This is a genomic window from Haloferax litoreum (assembly GCF_009674605.1).
Classification (GTDB): domain Archaea; phylum Halobacteriota; class Halobacteria; order Halobacteriales; family Haloferacaceae; genus Haloferax; species Haloferax litoreum.
Genome location: NZ_WKJO01000001.1, coordinates 764,917 through 781,997 on the forward strand (window position 1 = coordinate 764,917; position 17,081 = coordinate 781,997).

Consider the following 17,081-nt stretch of genomic DNA (forward strand, 5'->3'; position numbering starts at 1 on the left):
GAGAGTACGAGCGACGAACCCGGATTAGCGTTCGTCGACTGCGGCGACGATTTCGTCGTAGTCGGGGAAGTCCGGCCATTCGTCTGCGACCCACGCGTACTGAATTTCGCGCGTCTCGTCGAGGAGGAACACGGCCGGTCGATGTTCGGTGATACCGGTCATGTCGTCCAGGTCGTTCTCGATACCGTAGTCGGCCGCAACGTCTGCCGCGGGGTCCGAGAAGAACCGCGCGTCGACGTCGCGTTCGGCGACGAACGTCTTGTGCTCGTACGGAGACGAGATAGAGACGCCGACGGCCTGAACCTCCTCGGGGACGCCTCGGTCACGGAGGTTGTTCCAGACGTACGTCGACGGGAACGCGCCGTCCATCGTGTGGAAGACGAGGAGGACGGGACCCTCGTCTGTCAGGTCGGACAGTGAGGTGTCTTCCCAGAACTCGTCGCCGACGAGCGGTCGGGTGAAGTCCGGTGCGGTGTCGCCGACACCGGGCGCGTCGTGTGGCGGAAGTTCGACGACGTCGAAGTCGACCATTATGCGACCTCCCCGTTCCCGTAGGTGCTCTCGAGGTAGTCGACGATGTTGGCCGACTCGGACATCGTGACGCCGGTGTTGTCGTCGACGATGGCGGGGACGGTCCGTTTCCCGGAGACACGCTTCACGACGTTTCGGTCGGAGTGCATCGGTTCGACGAAGCGAGAGTGGTAGTCGAGTCCCTGCTCGTCGAGGACACGAACGACCCGCTCGCAGTACGGACACGCCTGCAACCGATACAGGGTAATCGCCGGCTGGTCGTCGGACATGGACACTCGTTAGGACGAGCCCCGCCTAAGCTCTTCGCTCGCGGGTATCCACGCCGCAATGCCGCACGGGAAATCGATTTTTCCACCGACCGTGGTCCGGTCTGTCGGTGTTGCCGAGGGCAACTCTTAATTCCGGTGCCATGCAAGACTTCGTAGTTACATGGGTTTGCCGCCGCTACTCTCACTTCCAGCCACGTTCCTCGCACCCCTACAAGCCTCGAACGTCCCGCTGGACGACACGACAATCACGGTCCTCGGTGGGGCCGCGATTCTCGTACTCATCGCGCTCTCGGCGTTCTTCTCGTCGTCTGAGATTGCGATGTTCTCGCTGGCGAAGCACCGCGTCGACTCACTAGTCGAAGAAGGAGTCCCGGGTGCTGAGCGGGTGAAAGCACTCAAGGAAGACCCACACCGCCTGCTGGTCACCATCCTCGTTGGCAACAACATCGTCAACATCGCCATGTCGGCGCTGGCGACGGGTCTCCTCGCAGTCCTCGACTTCGGCCCCGGTGAGTCTGTGCTCATCTCGACGTTCGGTATCACGACGCTCGTCTTGCTGTTCGGCGAGAGCGCACCGAAGTCCTACGCAGTCGAGAACACGGAGTCGTGGTCGCTTCGCATCGCCCGCCCCCTGAAGTACGCGGAACTAGTCTTACTTCCGCTCGTCGTCATCTTCGACTACCTGACGCGCTTTATCAACCGCATCACGGGCGGCCAGACGGCCATCGAAGCGACGTACATCACCCGCGACGAGATTCAGAACCTCATCGAGACGGGCGAACGCGAGGGTGTCATCGAAGAGGAGGAACGCGAGATGCTCGACCGTATCTTCCGGTTCAACTCCACCATCGCGAAGGAGGTCATGACGCCGCGCCTCGACATGACTGCCGTCCCGAAAGACGCGACCATCGACGAGGCAATCGAGACGTGTGTGCAGGCGGACCACGAACGCGTGCCCGTCTACGACGGCAACCTCGACAACATCATCGGCATCGTCAACATCCGAAACCTCGTCCGCGAGCAGTATTACGGTGAACGCGGCGTGAGTCTCGCAGACATCGTCTCGCCGACGCTCCACGTCCCCGAGTCGAAGAACGTCGACGAACTCATGGCCGAGATGCAAGACACGCGGATGCAGATGGTCATCGTCATCGACGAGTTCGGGACCACCGAGGGTCTCATCACCCTCGAAGACATGGTCGAAGAAATCGTCGGCGACATCCTCGAAGGCGACGAGGAAGAACCGTTCGAGGAAGTCGACCAAGACACGTTCCTCGTCCGCGGTGAGGTCAACATCGACGAGGTGAACGAGATGCTCGACATCGAACTCCCGGAAGGTGAAGAGTTCGAGACGCTCGCGGGATTCATCTTCAACCGTGCCGGGAGACTCGTCGAGGAGGGCGAAGAGATATCCTACGGGAACATCGTCATCCGCATCGAACAGGTCGACAACACCCGCATCATGAAAGCCCGCATTCGGACCAACGTGGGCGTCGAAGACGACGCGAGCGACGACGACGACGAAGAAGCAGAAGTCGAGACGGACGTCTGATTCGAGCGTCGGGTTTCTGTCCGTGTTCTCAGCCGAGGAGTGTAAACGACAACAGGACGAGCGCGAGCGAGACCAACGTGAGGACGAGGAGTCCACGAGGGTCTGCAGTGCCGTCGTGGAGGCGCTGTGCGCGCGTCCGGAACCGAATCGCGAGGAAGAACCCGCCGAGGCCGACAGTCCCGAACGAGAATCCACGGAGAGAGAGACCGGTCACGATTGCCATCGCGACGTGATAGACCCCAAAGCCCGCCCAGAGGGCGGCGACGAGGTTGGCGAGTGCTACGCGGAGACCACGAACGTTCACACAGGAAATACGCTCGACACGAGCGTAAAGACGCCGTACCCCAGACCGAACGCGAGGACCAGCGATCCAATCCACGCGAGGACGGTGTACAGCATCTTGCGCTTCGAGACGCCGGCCCCGCCCGCCGCGAAGCCCGACCCGATGATGGCACTCACGATAATCTCGTTGAACGAGACTGGGACGCCCAGCGCAACGGCCGTCTGTGCGATTGCGAACGACGGAATCATCGCCGCGATAGAGCGGCGTGGCCCGAGCGAGGAGTAGTCCTGTGCGAGCGCCTTTATCATGCGTGGGGCACCAGTCCACGACCCTGCGAGGAGGCCGATACCACCGCCGACGAGGAGTGCGGGGAGCGGAACGGCCACGGCGTCGAGGAGGGGGACGAGTGGCCCAATCGCCAGTCCGACCTGACTGCCTCCAGCAGAGAACGCGACGAGGCCCCCGAGGACGAGGAGGAACCAACGCTGCCCCCGAACCGGGTCGGTGCGCATCCACCGGGTGACGACGGCCCCCGCGACGACACCGACGAACAGCATACTCGCGACGAACCAGACTGATTCACCGAACCCGACACCGGCGAGGTCGACGGCGGACGCGCGTGCTATCGACGCGGACGACCCGTCTGCACCGAGACCGGCGAACTCCATGTTGGCGACGAGGAGACCGACGATGCCCGCCAAGACGGGGACAGTCGCCGCCTCGGAGAACCGCTCGGAGCGAAGCGCCCGGGCAGTCGCGTACGACGCCCCGCCGCCGACGAACGGTGTGAGCACCCACAGCGAAGCGATTTGTTGGTACTTCGGCCACGCGGGGTCGCCGCCCATCGCGAGGCCGACGCCGACCACAGCGCCCGTGACGGTGAATGCGGTCGCAATCGGGTACCCAGCGAAGACGCCGATAGCGACGAGGATTGCCGCCGTGAGAAGCGCGATGACGGCCGCGGTCACGCTGAGCGTGACGCCGCCGACAAGTTCGGTCCCGACCGCGTTCGTGACGTTCGCGCCCTGTAAGATGGCACCGGAGAACCCGAGGAGACCGACGATGAATCCGGCGCGCATGACCGAGATGGCGTTCGCACCGACTGCCGGCGCGAAGGGTGTCGACCCCGACGACCCGGCGCCGATGGCCCACGCCATGAACAGACTGGCGAGTGCAGCGACGGCGAGTGTGAGGAGCGTCCCGACCGCTACCACAGGAACACCACCCGTGTTCCATCCTGAATGGTCGACACCATTCTAGCGGCGTCTTGCGTCGTCGTAACCCTCGCGCAGTCCGAGGAGTGTCCGTCGAACGAGGAGATACGCGAAGAAGACGAAGAGCAACATCACGACGAGCAACCCAGTGAACACTGGGTCACCGGCGAGAAAGTCGACGATGCCGTCTACGACCAGAGGGTCGGTCATGTGCGAGGATTCCGAGGGCACCGGGTATAGCCATTTCGGCGTCGGAACGTCACAGAACATTAACACTCATGCTGAAAAGGTATGAATGGAGAAACAGATGGCCGACCTCATCCCCTCCAACTCCGGAGACTCGACCGACGGCCCAGACGACCGGGACCCCCGCGTCATCGGCCTCGACAGCGACGACGCCGACGACTTACTCGGTGCCATCTCCTCTTCGACTGCCCGGTCCGTGCTCGCGTCGCTCCACGAGTCTCCGGCGACGCCCTCCGACCTCGCGACAGACGTCGACACCTCGTTACAGAACGTCCAGTACCACCTCGGGAACCTCTCCGAGGCGGGACTCATCGAAGTCACGGATACGCGCTACTCCGAGAAAGGCCGCGAGATGAACGTGTACGCGCCCGCCGACCGTGCACTCGTCGTCGTCGCCGGACGCGAAGACGACACGAGCGGTCTCAAGAGCGCGCTCACTCGCCTCATCGGCGGCATCGGCGTCCTCGGTATCGGCGGGGCTGTCCTGAACCGCCTCGCGCGGACGGGGAGTGTCTTCCCGTTCGCGGCGACCGGTGGTGCAGACGGCGGAGAGAGCGGTGGCGGTGCGGAGAGTGCTGACGTTGGGGGCGGCGGTGCCGGCGGGGCGAACGAATCGACGGCCAGCGAACCCGACGTATCCTTCACCGGAGAGAGTGGAGACGTGAACGCGACCGGTGGCGAACAGACCACTGCCGCGGATGCGACGACCACTTCCGACGGTGGCGGCGGGTTCAACATCGCAGAGGCGACGACGACCGAGTCGGCAGACGCGACTCAGACCGCCGCCGAGGAAGCGACCAAGACGGTGACGGAAGCGGCCACCCGAACTGCCGCAGAGACGGCCACCTCGACGCCGCTTCCCACCTCCACGCCGACTGCGACGGCCGAACCGACTGCCGAACCAGCCACGACAGCGGTCCAGCAGGCTACCGACGCGACGATGCAACTCACGAACGGGACGTCGGGGACGGCCGACCTGCTCGGGTCGTTGTCGCCGGGTGCACTGTTCTTCCTCGGCGGCCTAACCGTCCTCGTGGCGTGGGTCGCACTCGGCGTCCTCCGTGACTAAAACACCTGTTTTAGCTTACGGTGCGTATTTGACCTGTCCTCTCATACGAGTGAGTACGAGGCGACGTCGAGCCAGACGACGACGGGTTCCTTGCCCCAACGTGCGCCCCTGCCCCCCGTCGCCCCCGCTTCGACGTGGCCTCGGAACGCCCAGAACAGGCCCTCCACCTGTTCCCGCTGATTCTCCCGGCCCTCCACCGGAACACCCCGTGTTCAGTGCCCGCCGGGCACCACACGGAACGTCTGAAACACGTCGCCATCAACCGTGACGAGTCGCCCGCGGAGACCACCGTCCGGAAGTTCCTCGAACTCGGCGTGCGCCTGCCGGTTCCCCCGCGGTTGGGCGTGACTCCCCGGGTTGACGAGCGGAATCTCACCCGTTCCGTCGAACGTTGGCCGGTGGCTATGGCCGAAGATGACGGCGTCAGCACCGCGTTCACGACCGAACAGCGAGAGGGCAGTCCCGCCGCCGCGACGCGTGTGCGTCACCGCGAACTCCACGCCGCCGTACGTGAAGTTCCGGGCTTCGGGAATTCGGGCGCGAATCTCCGGGCCGTCGTTGTTGCCGTAGACGGCGAGGAACTCCTCGGACTCGTCGATGAAGGCGTCGAGCACGGACTCGCGCATGAAGTCACCCGCGTGGACGACGAGGTCGGCGTCGCGGACCGCGTCGAGTGTACGATTCGTGAGGCGGTGGCCGTCTGTACTGTGGGTGTCGGAGACGACGACGAGCATACCCGGCCTACGTGTCGAAGAGATTGAAACCTACCGACTGCGACCGGGAGACAGCGCGTGTGACTGGGGGTGGAACGCGACATGTGAGCGTGGCGGAACATCTATCCGCCCGGGGGGAGTGGCCCACGACATGGCAGGCAGTACGTCGGTCGTCGTCGCGGCCCTCTTCGCCAACGGGGCCATCGCCATTCTCAAATTCCTCGGATTTCTCGCCACTGGAAGCCCCTCCATGCTCTCGGAGACGTACCACTCTATCTCCGACACCGGGAATCAGGTCTTCTTGCTCATCGGTATCCGGTACAGCAGTCGCAAGGCGACCCGCCAACACCCCTTCGGGTTCGGTAAAGCGCAGTTCTTCTACTCGTTTCTCGTCTCCGTGATGCTCTTCGGTATCGCCGGGTGGGAGTCCGCAAAACACGGATACGACGCGCTGATGCACCCGGCCCACGGGGGCGGTGCGGAGAGTCTCCTCCTGTTCGGGATGGAGGTTCGTCCCATCTGGGTCAACGTCGCCATCCTCCTCGGTGCCATCGCGTTCGAGAGTTACGCCTTCGTGAAGGCGAACGCCGAACTCCGACGCCAAATCGAGGAGTACGAGTGGAGTGGCCTCGTCCAAGCGTTCCGCGAGACGAGCGACGTGACCACCCTGACGGCGTTCACCGAGGACACCGTCGCACTCGTCGGTGCGATGCTCGCGCTCGTCGGTATCGGCCTCACCGAACTCACGGGGAATCAGGTGTACGACGCGGCGACAGCCCTCCTCATCGGTATCCTCCTCATGGGATTCGCCATCGCACTGGCGTGGGAGAACAAGCGACTGCTCATCGGCGAGAGTGTCCCCACCCGCGAAGAACAGGAACTGCGAGCACTCGTCCGAAACGACCCGCACGTGACTCACGTCGACAAATTCCGCGCCTCCTACGTCGGCCCCGAGAAACTGCTTCTCGCACTCGACGTTAGTTTCGACCCCCAACTCGACACCGAAGAGATAGACGAACACATCTCTACTATCGAGAAGAAACTCAAGGAAGCGGACGACCGAGTCCACTTCGTCTACATCGAACCCGAACTGTGAGATGCGTCTGGCAGCACTCGTTCCACCACTCATCGTTGTCGCCGGCGGCATCTACACTTACAGTCGCCCGATGAAGATGCGGAGTTTCGTGAGTGCTCAAGCGTGGGAAGAGAAACCGCAGACGGCGAAACGGAGACATCGTGAGCGAGCACAGAACTGGGGTCTCGGTCTCATTGCCTTCGGCCTGTTCTGGCTTCTGGCCGCGCTCGTACCGTGAGCGTGTGCCACCGACAGCGACCGATTCGATTACTGCGACTGGACCGCTTCGGCGACGCGTTCGACTGCGTCTTCGACGTCCGCACGCGAGACGTTCAGGTTCGTCGTAAATCGAGTGTGGTACTCGCCGAACGTCCCGCCGAGGACGCCCACGTCGTCGCACAGGCCGACGAACTCCTCCGCGGTCAAACCGGCACCTTCGGAGTCGACGACGACGATGTTCGTATCGGGCGCCGGAACCGATAGCCCCTCGACGGCGTCGAGGCCTTCGGCGAGCACTCGGGCGTTCTCGTGGTCGTCGGCCAGTCGGTCGACGTTGTCGAGAGCGACCAGACCGGGTGCCGCGATGATGCCGGCCTGTCGCATCCCACCGCCGAACTGCTTGCGGACGCGCGTCGCCTGCTCGATGAACGTCTCACTGCCTGCGAGAATCGACCCGACCGGTGCGCCGAGGCCCTTCGAGAGACAGAACATCACGGAATCGACGTTCTCGGTCATCGCCGCTGGGTCCGCGTCGAGGGCGACACAGGCGTTGAACACGCGTGCACCGTCGAGGTGGACGGGAACGCCGAGTTCGTGTGCCGCCTCGGCCGCCGCGTCGATATCTGCCTTCGGGATGGCGACACCACCGCGGGCGTTGTGTGTGTTTTCGAGACACAGAACGCCGGTCCCGGCGACGTGAAGCGACTCCTCTCGCGCGTGCTCGCGGACCTGTTCGGGCGTGGGAACGGCGCGTTCACCGCCGTCGAAGGCCCGAACTTGTAGGCCAGACAACTGGGCGAACCCGCCGACTTCCCACTTGTAGACGTGGGCCTTGGCGTCGACGAGTGCTTCCTGTCCGGGGTCAGTGTGGACGCGGGCGGCGATTTGGTTCCCCATCGTCCCGGAGGGAACGTACAGGGCGTCTTCCATGCCGACCAACTCGGCGGCACGCGCTTCGAGTTCGTTCACAGTCGGGTCGCCGCCGTACACGTCGTCACCGACGTCAGCGTCGCGGGCGGCGACGCGCATCTCGTCGGAGGGGAGCGTCACCGTGTCACTTCGGAGGTCTATCATTGCGCGAAGAGACCGCCCCGAGTGAGAAATAGCCGGTGGTCTGTTCGAGTCCCGGTTCGTGGTGGCAACATTTGCGGTTCGAAAGGTGTTTGCCCCGGGGACACACACGACGCGGTATGGACCCGCGTATCCGCGAACACGCTCAGACCGTCGTCGACCACTCGACGCGCGTCGAGGAGGGCGACAACGTCGTCATCTCTGCGCCTGCCGTCGCCGAAGACCTCGTGACCGCCATCTGCGAACTCGTCGGTGAGCGCGGCGCGTACGCCGTCAACATCGACAGCAACCCGCGATTCGGGCGCGCGTTCCTCCGCGCGTCCGAGACGGACGAGTTCGAGACGCCGGACCACCAACTCGCGCTCATCGAGGCGTCCGACGTGTACATCAACGTCCGCGCCGAGACGAACGCGACGGAACAAAGCGACATCGACCCCGCGACCAACGCGGCGTGGAAACGCGCCTACAAGCCGATTCAGGTCGAAGCGCTCCAGAAACGCTGGTGTCTCACCCAGTACCCGGCGTCGGGGAGTGCCCAACTCGCCGGCATGAGTACCGAGGCGTACGAGAACTTCGTCTACGACGCCGTCAGTCTCGACTGGGAGAAGCAGGCCGAACACCAAGCACAGATGGTCGAACTCCTCGACGACGCCGACGAAGTCCGCATCAAATCGGGCGACGAGACGGACGTGACGATGAGCGTCGCCGGCAACACGACCATCAACGACAAGGGCGAACACAACCTCCCCGGCGGCGAAGTGTTCACCGCGCCCGTCAAGGATTCCGTCGAGGGAGAGGTGTACTTCGACCTGCCACTGTACCGCCAGGGCCGCGAAATCACGGGTGTCCGCGTCACGTTCGAAGACGGGAAAGTCGTCGACTACTCCGCAGAACGCAACGAGGAAGTTCTCGACGGCGTGTTCGACACCGACGAGGGTGCCCGCTACCTCGGCGAACTCGGTATCGGCATGAACCGCAACATCGACCAGTTCACCTACAACATGCTCTTCGACGAGAAGATGGGTGACACCGTCCACATGGCCGTCGGGTCCGCGTACCCCGAGACGGTCGGCGACGACAACGAAGTCAACGAGAGCGCCGAACACGTGGACATGATTGTCGACATGTCCGAGGATTCTGTCATCGAACTCGACGGGGAAGTCGTCCAGCGCAACGGGACGTTCGTGTTCGAAGACGACTTCTAATCGGGGTGTCGGCTTTTTCCTCCAGGTTTTGCGGGTGTGAGCGTAGCGAACACCCGGAAAAAGTGGAACTGGGACGGTCGTGTTCGAAGACGACTTCTGGCCTGCAGAAGGCAGATGGGCCAAAAGTGATTCTGGGGTATCAGAAATGTGGTTCTGGGAACGACTTTTTGACCCCGGCGAGACGGTGCGACCATGGACCCCCGTATTCAGCAACACGCAGCGGTTCTCGTCGACCATAGCATTAGCGTCAATCCGGGCGATAGTGTCATCATCGCAGCCCCAGGGTTGGCCGAAGACCTCGTCGTGGCATTGTACGAGAAACTCGGCGAACGAGGCGCACGTCCGACGACGATAGCGAACGACAGTCGCGCACACAGCGCGTACATGCGTACGATTGACCGGGAAGAACTGACGCTGAATGAAGCGCAGTTGGCCGCGTTAAAGCAGGCTGACGCCCTCATCTCCATCCGTGCCGGGGAGAACTCCTTCGAGAACAGTGACATTGATTCGAAAAAGACGATGGTCGACCAACAGGTGAACAAGCCGTTGAGCGAAGAGGTCAGACGCACGCGCTGGGTCGTCACCCAGTTCCCTGCGCCGGGCAACGCACAACTCGCCGAGATGAGCACCGGCGCGTACGAGGAGTTCGTCTACAGTGCGGTCAACAAAGACTGGGACGCTCAGCGGGAACACCAACAACAGATGGTCGACTTGCTCAACGAGGCCGACGAAGTTCGCATCAGGTCGGGCGATGCCACCGAACTCTCGATGAGCATCGAGGGGATGGTTGCGGCGAACGACTTCGGAGAAAACAATCTCCCTGGCGGAGAGGTCTTCACCGCACCCGTGCCAGACAGTGTCGAAGGGACTGTTCTATTCGACATGCCACTACTCGCACAAGGCCGCGAAGTCCAAGGCGTCTGGCTCCAATTCGAAGACGGAGAGGTTGTCGATTACAGCGCCGAAAAGAACCAGGAAATCCTCGACGCAGTCCTCGATACGGACGATGGTGCCCGCCGTCTTGGAGAACTCGGCATCGGCATGAACCGCGACATCGACCGCTTTACCTCCAACATACTCTTCGACGAGAAGATGGGAGACACGATACACCTCGCCCTCGGCAAGGCCATGGAGAAGAACGTCCCGGACGGACGAAAAGGAAACGAGAGTGCCGTCCACCTCGACATGCTCGTCGATATGTCCGAGGATTCGACCATCGAACTCGACGGGGACGTCGTCCAGCGCAATGGGACGTTCGTGTTCGAAGACGACTTCTGAGCCCTCTCTGGTGTCTCGCGTACTGTGACGACACCGAGGGAACTGATTCGGCGTGGTGGAGAGCGACGGAACGGTCGCTTGAGTTCGACCGACGGACTCCGTACTGGGTCGAGTGTCGTCCGAGAACCAGTAGTTCATCTCTGGGATTCTCGGGGGTAAGTGCGTTACGTCTCCGAGTCTCCAGTCGAAACAGTACCCTTCGAAGACTCCGACGGTCTATTCGACCAATCCCGTCAGACGAACGTCATACATCGACGAAATTCAGGAATTTCCACACGAAATGGTGCCCTTCGAACACGGTGGACGGTTGTGACACAAATTCACGTAGCCACCAGATTTATCGACGCTTCAGCGAGAGTCTCCTTCGATGCCAGCGGTTCAGTGTAGAACGTGTGGACGCGACGTCGGCGTCCACGAGATAGAGACGACGACGCGAACGAGTGCTGCAGGATTCGACACGCGGTATCGGTGTCCCTACTGCCGCGAAGAGATGCGAGACGTGAAAACGCGAATCGTCTGACCTACTCGTCGATATCGAGTTGGAACTGTTCGTTCTCCGTGACGGCGTTGAGCACGACGGACGTGTTCGACTCGCGGATGTCGACGTCGGTGAGCAACTTCTTAATCTGTGTGTTCATGCCATCTGTGTCGCGGAACTTGCCGATGGCGATGATGTCGTAGTCGCCAGTCACCTCGTACACCGAAATCATCTGCTTCTCCGTGCGGAGTCGCTCAGTCACGTCGACGAGCGCCGACCCCTCGACTTTCAGTTGGATGATGGCGGTGACGTCGTAGCCGAGAGCGTCGTAGTTCACGCGCGGGGTGTACCCCTCGATGACGCCTTCGTCTTCGAGGTCACGGAGGTGATTCGAGACAGTCGTCACCGACACGTCGAGTTCTTCGGCGAGGCTTCGCAGACTCGCTCGACCATCGCCGAGGAGTGCGTTGATGAGCTTCGCATCGAGGTTTTCGTACGTCATTACATTGAAAGTCCGTCCGGGGGCATTAGAATTTTACGAATATCCAATTCTGTGGCGACACGCGGGGAATTGCATTAAGCGGAAAGGTCTTTATAGTTCGCGTGTTCGAATCGTATGTCCAGGAAAATGACGGAAGAAAACGTACGAACCGATGGTGGTCTGAGCGCGGAAGCACAGGCAGTCATCGACGAAATCGAAGAGAAGAATGTCGACTTCCTGCGCCTCCAGTTCACCGACATTCTCGGTACCGTAAAGAACGTCTCCGTCCCGGCCTCGCAGGCCGAAAAGGCGTTCACAGAGGGAATTTATTTCGACGGTTCGTCCATCGACGGCTTCGTTCGCATCCAGGAGTCCGACATGCGCCTCGAACCCGACCCGTCCACGTTCGCCATCCTCCCATGGCGCCAGAAGGAAAACAGCGCGGCGGCCCGCCTCATCTGTGACGTGTTCAACACGTCCACCGGCGAACCGTTCGAGGGTGACCCGCGCGGTGTCCTGAAGCGCGCTATCGACCGTGCAGACGAGATGGGCTACGACATCAACGCGGCCCCGGAACCGGAGTTCTTCCTCTTCGAAGAAGACGAGAACGGCCGCGCGACGACCGTCACGAACGACGCCGGTGGCTACTTCGACCTCGCCCCGAAGGACCTCGCGTCCGACGTTCGCCGTGACATCATCTACGGTCTCGAGAGCATGGGCTTCGACATCGAAGCGTCGCACCACGAAGTCGCCGAAGGTCAACACGAGATTAACTTCACGTACGACGACGCCCTCTCGACGGCCGACAACGTCGCAACCTTCCGGTCTGTCGTCCGCGCCATCGCGGCCGAACACGACCTGCACGCGACGTTCATGCCCAAGCCCATCGCCCGCATCAACGGGTCCGGCATGCACACGCACATCTCGCTGTTCCAGGACGGCGAGAACGCGTTCCACGACGAGGACGACGAGTTCAACCTGAGCGAGACTGCCAAGCAGTTCACCGCAGGTATCCTCGACCACGCGCCCGCAGTGACGGCCGTCGCCGACCCGACGGTGAACTCCTACAAGCGCCTCGTTCCCGGATACGAAGCACCGGTCTACATCGCGTGGTCCGACCGCAACCGCTCGGCGCTCATCCGCAAACCGGCCGCCCGCACGCCGGCCGCATCGCGTATCGAGGCTCGCTTCCCCGACCCGTCTTGTAACCCGTACCTCGCCCTCGCGGCGCTCATCCACGCCGGCCTCGACGGCATTGAGCGCGGCCTCGAGTGCCCCGACCCGGTCCGTGAGAACATCTACGACTTCGACGAAGCGAAGCGCGAAGAGTACGGCATCGAGACGCTCCCGAAGGACCTCGGCGCTGCCGTCGACGCCCTCGAAGAGGACGAAGTCATCCAGGAAGCCCTCGGTGACCACGTCTTCGAGAAGTTCGTCGAAGCCAAGCGCTCCGAGTTCCAAGACTACCTCGTCTCGGTCTCCGAGTGGGAACTCGACCGCTACCTCGAGACGTTCTAAACGCGACGAACCCGCAACAGTCGCTTATTTTTCGACGCTCACAACCGAGAGCGGCGGGGCCGGGCTTATGTCCGACCGGAGAGAGGATGGGACGATGACCATCTTCGCGGACCTCGTCTTCGTCGTGTTCGGCGTGGTACTGTTCGTCTTCGCGGAGGACATGCTGTTCGCACGCCGGTTTGGTCCGATTACCGACGGCGCTCGGTCGTCCGAGACGGGAGGCTACGCCTTCCGCTTTCTCGGAGTCGTCTTCATCGCAGTCGGTGTCGCGAAGCTTCTCGGGTTCTGACGAGGCGTAGGGAGCGGCGAGCGACGAAGAGAGAGAAGAGCAAGCGTTCCCGAGTCAGTCCGCACGCTGTGCGACGGTGTCGCCGACGAACCGCATCTGCAACTGCGGTGCGACGAGGATGAACGCGACGACAGCACCGGTCGCGAGCACCACGACCGGAATCGGTGCGTCGAGGGCGTCGGCCGCGACCCAGAGGCCACCCGCCCCGAAGAACGAGACGAGTGCGACCGGCGGTGACAGCGTGGGGAGCGACTCGTGGTCGCTGAGACGCGACCATCCGACGAAGCCACCGAGTGCCCCGCCGAGGGCGGCAGCAGCGTTTTCACCGTGGTGCGGGACACCCGTCGCAAAGGTCACCACGAGCGCCAGTACGGCGAGGGCAGCGGCGAGCGCAAACAGGCGTCGCGGGTCGAGATGACCGAGGGCGTCGTCCGCGGCGGCGATAGTGAAGACTGCCTTCAGGACCACGAGGCCGAGGAAGACGCCGACGACGACGTCCACGCCGTAGTGGACGCCGATGACGACGCGGGAGAGCGAGACAGTGCCGACGATTGCTGCGGCAGCGAGGATACGCTTGCGTCGGTCCCACACGTCGAGGACGACGGCCGCAGCGCCGTAGACGACTGTCGTCCCGAGGGCGTGACCGCTCGGGAACCCGAACCCGTCGTCGGTAGTGAACGAGACGAACAGGTCGGCCAACGGGTCTGGCCACGCAGGGGCGGCGGCGAGTGCCGCCGTCGGTGGCCGGGGGAGCGCGAATCCGACTTTCAGCGCGGTGACGAGCGCCAGCGACCCGAGTGCGAGACCGACGAACGACGCCGCTGTCCGGCGTGGACGTTCGGAGATGTGCGGCCAGCACACCCAGTACAGCGAGGTGAACGCGACGAAGAAGAACCACTGGTCGCCGAGTTGGGTGACGAGGCCGAACAGGAAGACGACGACGTCCGGAAGGTCTGTCAGCACCGTCTCACCGACGCCGCGAGTCTGGAGGAGGAACATGATTAGCCCCGACGTTCACGGACCGCGTCCACGGCGCGTCCGGGGACGCCGAGTACGTTCAGGCCGATGCCGAACATGACGAACAGGACGTAGAGCCCCAGCGTCGACAGGAAGATGATGAGCATCGCGATGACCGCGATGAGGTCCGACTGGAGGTAGTAGAACGCGCCGAGGGTGAGGACGACGCCGTAGAGGAGGACGAGATACGGTCCCCAGCCACGGGCTTTCCCACGGCGCACCCGACGGCGAACGTACCGCTTCAACTCTTCTTCGAGTTTCGGCTTCTCGACAGTCCGTTCGGTTACGTCGGCCTCGAACGCATCGAGGTCCGCACGGAGTTCTTCGACCTGCGATTCCAACTCCTCGATATCGGGAGCGCCGCGCGGAGAGACGGACGCACCGGCAGACTCGTCGTCACCGGCGTCGTCGCCCGTCCGCGGACCATCTGTGTCACCTCGGTCGTCGCTCATATCCGTATGAGCATCATGTCGGCCTCCCGTATGTTGTACCTGCCGGTCCACTGCGCCCAGTCCCCCCGACCTGTCGCCCGGTTCCGAGGGACTGTCTTCACCGACGACGCCCGCGAGGACGGCGTTGATGACAGCACCGGAGAGGAGCGTGAGTCCGGAGAAGTAAAACCACGTCACGAGGAGTAAAATGGACCCCAGTGCCCCCGCGACAGACGCCCCGGCGATTTGCGCGTAGATACCGAATCCGATTCCGAGGAGTGTCCACGCGATGGCCGCAAAAATCGTCCCCGGAACGACCTGTCGTGGGGTGAGACCGGCGTCCGGAAAGACGTAGTAGAGGGGGAAGAACGCGGCACAGAGCGTGAGTAAGAGGAGAAGCGGCGAGAAGAACTCGATAAATGGGACGTTGAGAAGGCCGAGGGCGAGGGTCAAGACGGCGACGCCAATCGTCCCGACACCGATGCTCACGAGGGCGACGGTGCCATCGCGTACTTGGTCGAGGATACCGCCTGCTTCCGAGCCATAAATTCTCGAAAAGGCGATGTCGAGTCCGCGGAAGAGTTTCAGCGCACCCCACACGGTGAGGGCGAGACTCACCAACCCGACGCTCCCCTGCCCAGTCTGGTCGGTGAGGGCCTGTTCGACGAGGTTCTGCCCCGTCGGAACGAGATACTGCTCGATGAGTGCGGTGAGTTGCATCTCGAGTTCTTCGCCGCCGACAGCAGTGGCGACGAGGACACCGAGGACGAGAAGTGGAATGAGCGAGACGAGCGTGTAGTAGGAGATGCTCGCCGCGAGGAAGGAAATCTCCTTCTCACGAATCGTGTCGACGACTGACCGTGCGACGGGGACGAGGTTTCGAATCTGTGCGCTCACGTATCACGTCAACGACACGGAAGGAAAAGAAACTATCTCGAATCCGGATACGAAGGCTCTGCGCCCTTACGCTTCGGGGTCGAGATGTGCAGTCGCCTCGCGAATCTCTGCGACAGTCGCGTCCGTCTTGAACGCAGTACCGTGGTAGTGTGCCGGCGTCGCGTCGAATCCTGCGTCGCGGACGGCGTCGAGGAACACCTCCATCTTCGAGGCGGACCGACCCCAGAGTTTGCAGAGACGATGCTGGTCGAAGTGCGTCGGCGTGTCGAGTTCGACGGCGAGGGTATCGAGCATGCCACGGGCGCGTTTGGCGGTGCCGAAGTCGTCGGTTACTTCGGCGCGGACGGATTCGACGAAGTCGGTGTCGGAGATGGGACCGAGCCAAATCGGGCCTGCTTCGAGAACTCGTGTCGACCCGCAGTTGGAACACGCCTCCGGCGGGTGGGCGACGAGGGAATACTCGGCCTCGCGGTGGAGACAGTCCTCACAGTGGTAGACGAACCCGGTCGATTCGAGAAGTTCGTCGGCTTTCGTCGCCCGGTCGTCGAGTTCGAGGTACGTTCGCGCGTAGTGGCGCGTCGCGTGCGAAAGAATCGGGACGGCGGCCTTGTCGTAGCGGGCGGCGGTTCGGACCATCGCGCCGACGAGGACGCGGAGGCCCATCTCGGGGTGGTAGTCGGTGTTCTGCGGGACGCACCCGTACTTTCGAATCCCGCTCTTCTGGTGCGCACCGCAGAGTGGTGCGGTGTCGGTGGCAGTGACGCAGACGAGGTCACGCGTGTTGGCGAACGCCGGGTCGGCGAAGGGGATGGGCGTCCCGAACGGGTCGAGGTCCACCACGTCGAAGACGGAGTCGTACATGAGGGCGTTCGCGTTTCGGTGGACCGCTTCGCCGCCGGTGCCGGCGTTGTCGAGGTTCGACTGGGCGAGTTCGACGGCGTCGGCGTCGAGGTCGGCGCAAGTAACGTCGTACCCTTCGGCGGCGGCGCGGACGCCACGGATGCCAGAGGCGGCCATGGCGTCGAGGTACGATTCGGCGCGGGGTTCGCGTTCACGGAAGGCCCGGAGGACGGCCACCGTGACGTCTCGGTTCAACTCCTGTGTGGGGTTGTAGAAGACGTCGTCGCCGGTCCCTTCGGACGCCCCGTCGCGGGCATCGGGCACCTCGATGTCGACGCCTCCCTCGCTCACGTGCATACCTCGCGTTCGCCCGCGCGGGGGGAAACCGGTTGCGATGCGGTGCGG

At 63.0% G+C, this 17,081-nt stretch carries 20 protein-coding genes and 1 pseudogene; 9 read left to right on the forward strand and 12 right to left on the reverse strand.

Annotated elements, in window-relative coordinates; genetic code table 11:
• Positions 1-24: 24 nt before the first annotated feature.
• Both GJR96_RS03980 and GJR96_RS03985 read right to left on the reverse strand, forming a co-directional pair.
• Positions 25-531: a redoxin domain-containing protein gene (locus GJR96_RS03980; protein WP_151161744.1), complete on the reverse strand. Its 507-nt coding sequence runs from the start codon at positions 529-531 to the stop codon at positions 25-27.
• Complete coding sequence (locus GJR96_RS03985; protein ID WP_151161745.1) at positions 531-800, reverse strand: glutaredoxin family protein; 270 nt, start codon at positions 798-800, stop codon at positions 531-533. The genes GJR96_RS03980 and GJR96_RS03985 overlap by 1 nt, the downstream gene beginning before the upstream one ends.
• 160 nt (positions 801-960) lie before the next feature.
• On the opposite strand from GJR96_RS03985, the gene GJR96_RS03990 reads away from it, so the two are divergent.
• The gene (locus GJR96_RS03990) at positions 961-2,352 is read left to right on the forward strand and encodes a hemolysin family protein (RefSeq protein ID WP_151161746.1); all 1,392 of its coding nucleotides are present in this window, start codon (positions 961-963) and stop codon (positions 2,350-2,352) included.
• Between the two features lie 28 nt (positions 2,353-2,380).
• Here GJR96_RS03990 and GJR96_RS03995 read toward each other — a convergent pair whose 3' ends face one another.
• From GJR96_RS03995 to GJR96_RS18025, 3 genes are read right to left on the reverse strand one after another with little or no spacing between them, the layout of a single operon-like run.
• Positions 2,381-2,656 (reverse strand): hypothetical protein, encoded by a 276-nt coding sequence (locus tag GJR96_RS03995; RefSeq protein ID WP_151161747.1) that lies wholly within the window; start codon positions 2,654-2,656, stop codon positions 2,381-2,383.
• Entirely contained in the window at positions 2,653-3,849 is a 1,197-nt protein-coding gene (locus tag GJR96_RS04000) for an inorganic phosphate transporter (protein WP_151161748.1), read from the reverse strand. The genes GJR96_RS03995 and GJR96_RS04000 overlap by 4 nt, the downstream gene beginning before the upstream one ends.
• 42 nt (positions 3,850-3,891) lie before the next feature.
• Positions 3,892-4,059: a DUF7859 family protein gene (locus tag GJR96_RS18025; RefSeq protein WP_191965806.1), complete on the reverse strand. Its 168-nt coding sequence runs from the start codon at positions 4,057-4,059 to the stop codon at positions 3,892-3,894.
• Between the two features lie 97 nt (positions 4,060-4,156).
• Between GJR96_RS18025 and GJR96_RS04005 the strand changes: the two genes are divergently transcribed.
• Positions 4,157-5,164 carry an ArsR/SmtB family transcription factor gene (locus tag GJR96_RS04005; protein WP_151161749.1) on the forward strand — a complete coding sequence of 336 codons (1,008 nt, stop codon included), beginning with the start codon at positions 4,157-4,159 and terminating at the stop codon, positions 5,162-5,164.
• Positions 5,165-5,205: 41 nt separating this feature from the next.
• Here the strand turns inward: GJR96_RS04005 and GJR96_RS04010 are convergent, their stop codons facing one another.
• Both GJR96_RS04010 and GJR96_RS04015 read right to left on the reverse strand, forming a co-directional pair.
• Positions 5,206-5,361: a hypothetical protein gene (locus tag GJR96_RS04010; RefSeq protein ID WP_154326168.1), complete on the reverse strand. Its 156-nt coding sequence runs from the start codon at positions 5,359-5,361 to the stop codon at positions 5,206-5,208.
• A gap of 15 nt (positions 5,362-5,376) precedes the next feature.
• Complete coding sequence (locus GJR96_RS04015) at positions 5,377-5,898, reverse strand: metallophosphoesterase (protein ID WP_151161750.1); 522 nt, start codon at positions 5,896-5,898, stop codon at positions 5,377-5,379.
• Between the two features lie 130 nt (positions 5,899-6,028).
• Between GJR96_RS04015 and GJR96_RS04020 the strand changes: the two genes are divergently transcribed.
• Both GJR96_RS04020 and GJR96_RS04025 read left to right on the forward strand, forming a co-directional pair.
• Entirely contained in the window at positions 6,029-6,973 is a 945-nt protein-coding gene (locus GJR96_RS04020) for a cation diffusion facilitator family transporter (RefSeq protein WP_151161751.1), read from the forward strand.
• Between the two features lies 1 nt (position 6,974).
• Complete coding sequence (locus GJR96_RS04025; protein ID WP_151161752.1) at positions 6,975-7,190, forward strand: hypothetical protein; 216 nt, start codon at positions 6,975-6,977, stop codon at positions 7,188-7,190.
• Between the two features lie 29 nt (positions 7,191-7,219).
• Here the strand turns inward: GJR96_RS04025 and GJR96_RS04030 are convergent, their stop codons facing one another.
• A complete protein-coding gene (locus tag GJR96_RS04030; RefSeq protein ID WP_151161753.1) occupies positions 7,220-8,245 on the reverse strand; it encodes a threonine aldolase family protein in 1,026 nt (341 codons plus the stop codon).
• A 116-nt stretch (positions 8,246-8,361) separates the two neighbouring features.
• On the opposite strand from GJR96_RS04030, the gene GJR96_RS04035 reads away from it, so the two are divergent.
• From GJR96_RS04035 to GJR96_RS18030, 3 genes are all read left to right on the forward strand, one after another.
• Positions 8,362-9,447: an aminopeptidase gene (locus GJR96_RS04035; RefSeq protein WP_151161754.1), complete on the forward strand. Its 1,086-nt coding sequence runs from the start codon at positions 8,362-8,364 to the stop codon at positions 9,445-9,447.
• A 192-nt stretch (positions 9,448-9,639) separates the two neighbouring features.
• A complete protein-coding gene (locus GJR96_RS04040; RefSeq protein ID WP_151161755.1) occupies positions 9,640-10,725 on the forward strand; it encodes an aminopeptidase in 1,086 nt (361 codons plus the stop codon).
• Between the two features lie 367 nt (positions 10,726-11,092).
• On the forward strand, positions 11,093-11,245 hold the full coding sequence (locus tag GJR96_RS18030) for a hypothetical protein (protein WP_191965807.1): 153 nt from the start codon (positions 11,093-11,095) through the stop codon (positions 11,243-11,245).
• Position 11,246: 1 nt separating this feature from the next.
• Here GJR96_RS18030 and lrp read toward each other — a convergent pair.
• Positions 11,247-11,714 (reverse strand): annotated as a pseudogene (gene lrp / locus GJR96_RS04045) (HTH-type transcriptional regulator Lrp); the annotation flags it as partial.
• A 117-nt stretch (positions 11,715-11,831) separates the two neighbouring features.
• On the opposite strand from lrp, the gene glnA reads away from it, so the two are divergent.
• A complete protein-coding gene (glnA, locus tag GJR96_RS04050) occupies positions 11,832-13,202 on the forward strand; it encodes a type I glutamate--ammonia ligase (RefSeq protein ID WP_151163898.1) in 1,371 nt (456 codons plus the stop codon).
• Between the two features lie 67 nt (positions 13,203-13,269).
• Positions 13,270-13,491, forward strand: a complete 222-nt coding sequence (locus GJR96_RS04055; protein WP_151161756.1) for a hypothetical protein — start codon at positions 13,270-13,272, stop codon at positions 13,489-13,491.
• Positions 13,492-13,545: 54 nt separating this feature from the next.
• Here GJR96_RS04055 and GJR96_RS04060 read toward each other — a convergent pair whose 3' ends face one another.
• From GJR96_RS04060 to GJR96_RS04070, 3 genes are all read right to left on the reverse strand, one after another.
• Entirely contained in the window at positions 13,546-14,490 is a 945-nt protein-coding gene (locus GJR96_RS04060; protein WP_151161757.1) for a phosphatase PAP2 family protein, read from the reverse strand.
• A 2-nt stretch (positions 14,491-14,492) separates the two neighbouring features.
• On the reverse strand, positions 14,493-15,836 hold the full coding sequence (locus GJR96_RS04065; protein WP_151161758.1) for a YihY/virulence factor BrkB family protein: 1,344 nt from the start codon (positions 15,834-15,836) through the stop codon (positions 14,493-14,495).
• A 66-nt stretch (positions 15,837-15,902) separates the two neighbouring features.
• Positions 15,903-17,033 carry a tRNA (guanine(26)-N(2))-dimethyltransferase gene (locus GJR96_RS04070; RefSeq protein ID WP_151161759.1) on the reverse strand — a complete coding sequence of 377 codons (1,131 nt, stop codon included), beginning with the start codon at positions 17,031-17,033 and terminating at the stop codon, positions 15,903-15,905.
• Between the last annotated feature and the right edge of the window lie 48 nt (positions 17,034-17,081).

Bases quoted from the DNA above. Each gene is read 5' to 3' on its own strand.
- GJR96_RS03980 (WP_151161744.1), bottom strand. From the start codon at position 531: ATGGTCGACTTCGACGTCGTCGAACTTCCGCCACACGACGCGCCCGGT.
- GJR96_RS03985 (WP_151161745.1), bottom strand. From the start codon at position 800: ATGTCCGACGACCAGCCGGCGATTACCCTGTATCGGTTGCAGGCGTGT.
- GJR96_RS03990 (WP_151161746.1), top strand. From the start codon at position 961: ATGGGTTTGCCGCCGCTACTCTCACTTCCAGCCACGTTCCTCGCACCC.
- GJR96_RS18025 (WP_191965806.1), bottom strand. From the start codon at position 4,059: ATGACCGACCCTCTGGTCGTAGACGGCATCGTCGACTTTCTCGCCGGT.
- GJR96_RS04005 (WP_151161749.1), top strand. From the start codon at position 4,157: ATGGCCGACCTCATCCCCTCCAACTCCGGAGACTCGACCGACGGCCCA.
- GJR96_RS04015 (WP_151161750.1), bottom strand. From the start codon at position 5,898: ATGCTCGTCGTCGTCTCCGACACCCACAGTACAGACGGCCACCGCCTC.
- GJR96_RS04020 (WP_151161751.1), top strand. From the start codon at position 6,029: ATGGCAGGCAGTACGTCGGTCGTCGTCGCGGCCCTCTTCGCCAACGGG.
- GJR96_RS04025 (WP_151161752.1), top strand. From the start codon at position 6,975: ATGCGTCTGGCAGCACTCGTTCCACCACTCATCGTTGTCGCCGGCGGC.
- GJR96_RS04030 (WP_151161753.1), bottom strand. From the start codon at position 8,245: ATGATAGACCTCCGAAGTGACACGGTGACGCTCCCCTCCGACGAGATG.
- GJR96_RS04035 (WP_151161754.1), top strand. From the start codon at position 8,362: ATGGACCCGCGTATCCGCGAACACGCTCAGACCGTCGTCGACCACTCG.
- GJR96_RS04040 (WP_151161755.1), top strand. From the start codon at position 9,640: ATGGACCCCCGTATTCAGCAACACGCAGCGGTTCTCGTCGACCATAGC.
- GJR96_RS18030 (WP_191965807.1), top strand. From the start codon at position 11,093: ATGCCAGCGGTTCAGTGTAGAACGTGTGGACGCGACGTCGGCGTCCAC.
- glnA (WP_151163898.1), top strand. From the start codon at position 11,832: ATGACGGAAGAAAACGTACGAACCGATGGTGGTCTGAGCGCGGAAGCA.
- GJR96_RS04055 (WP_151161756.1), top strand. From the start codon at position 13,270: ATGTCCGACCGGAGAGAGGATGGGACGATGACCATCTTCGCGGACCTC.
- GJR96_RS04060 (WP_151161757.1), bottom strand. From the start codon at position 14,490: ATGTTCCTCCTCCAGACTCGCGGCGTCGGTGAGACGGTGCTGACAGAC.
- GJR96_RS04070 (WP_151161759.1), bottom strand. From the start codon at position 17,033: ATGCACGTGAGCGAGGGAGGCGTCGACATCGAGGTGCCCGATGCCCGC.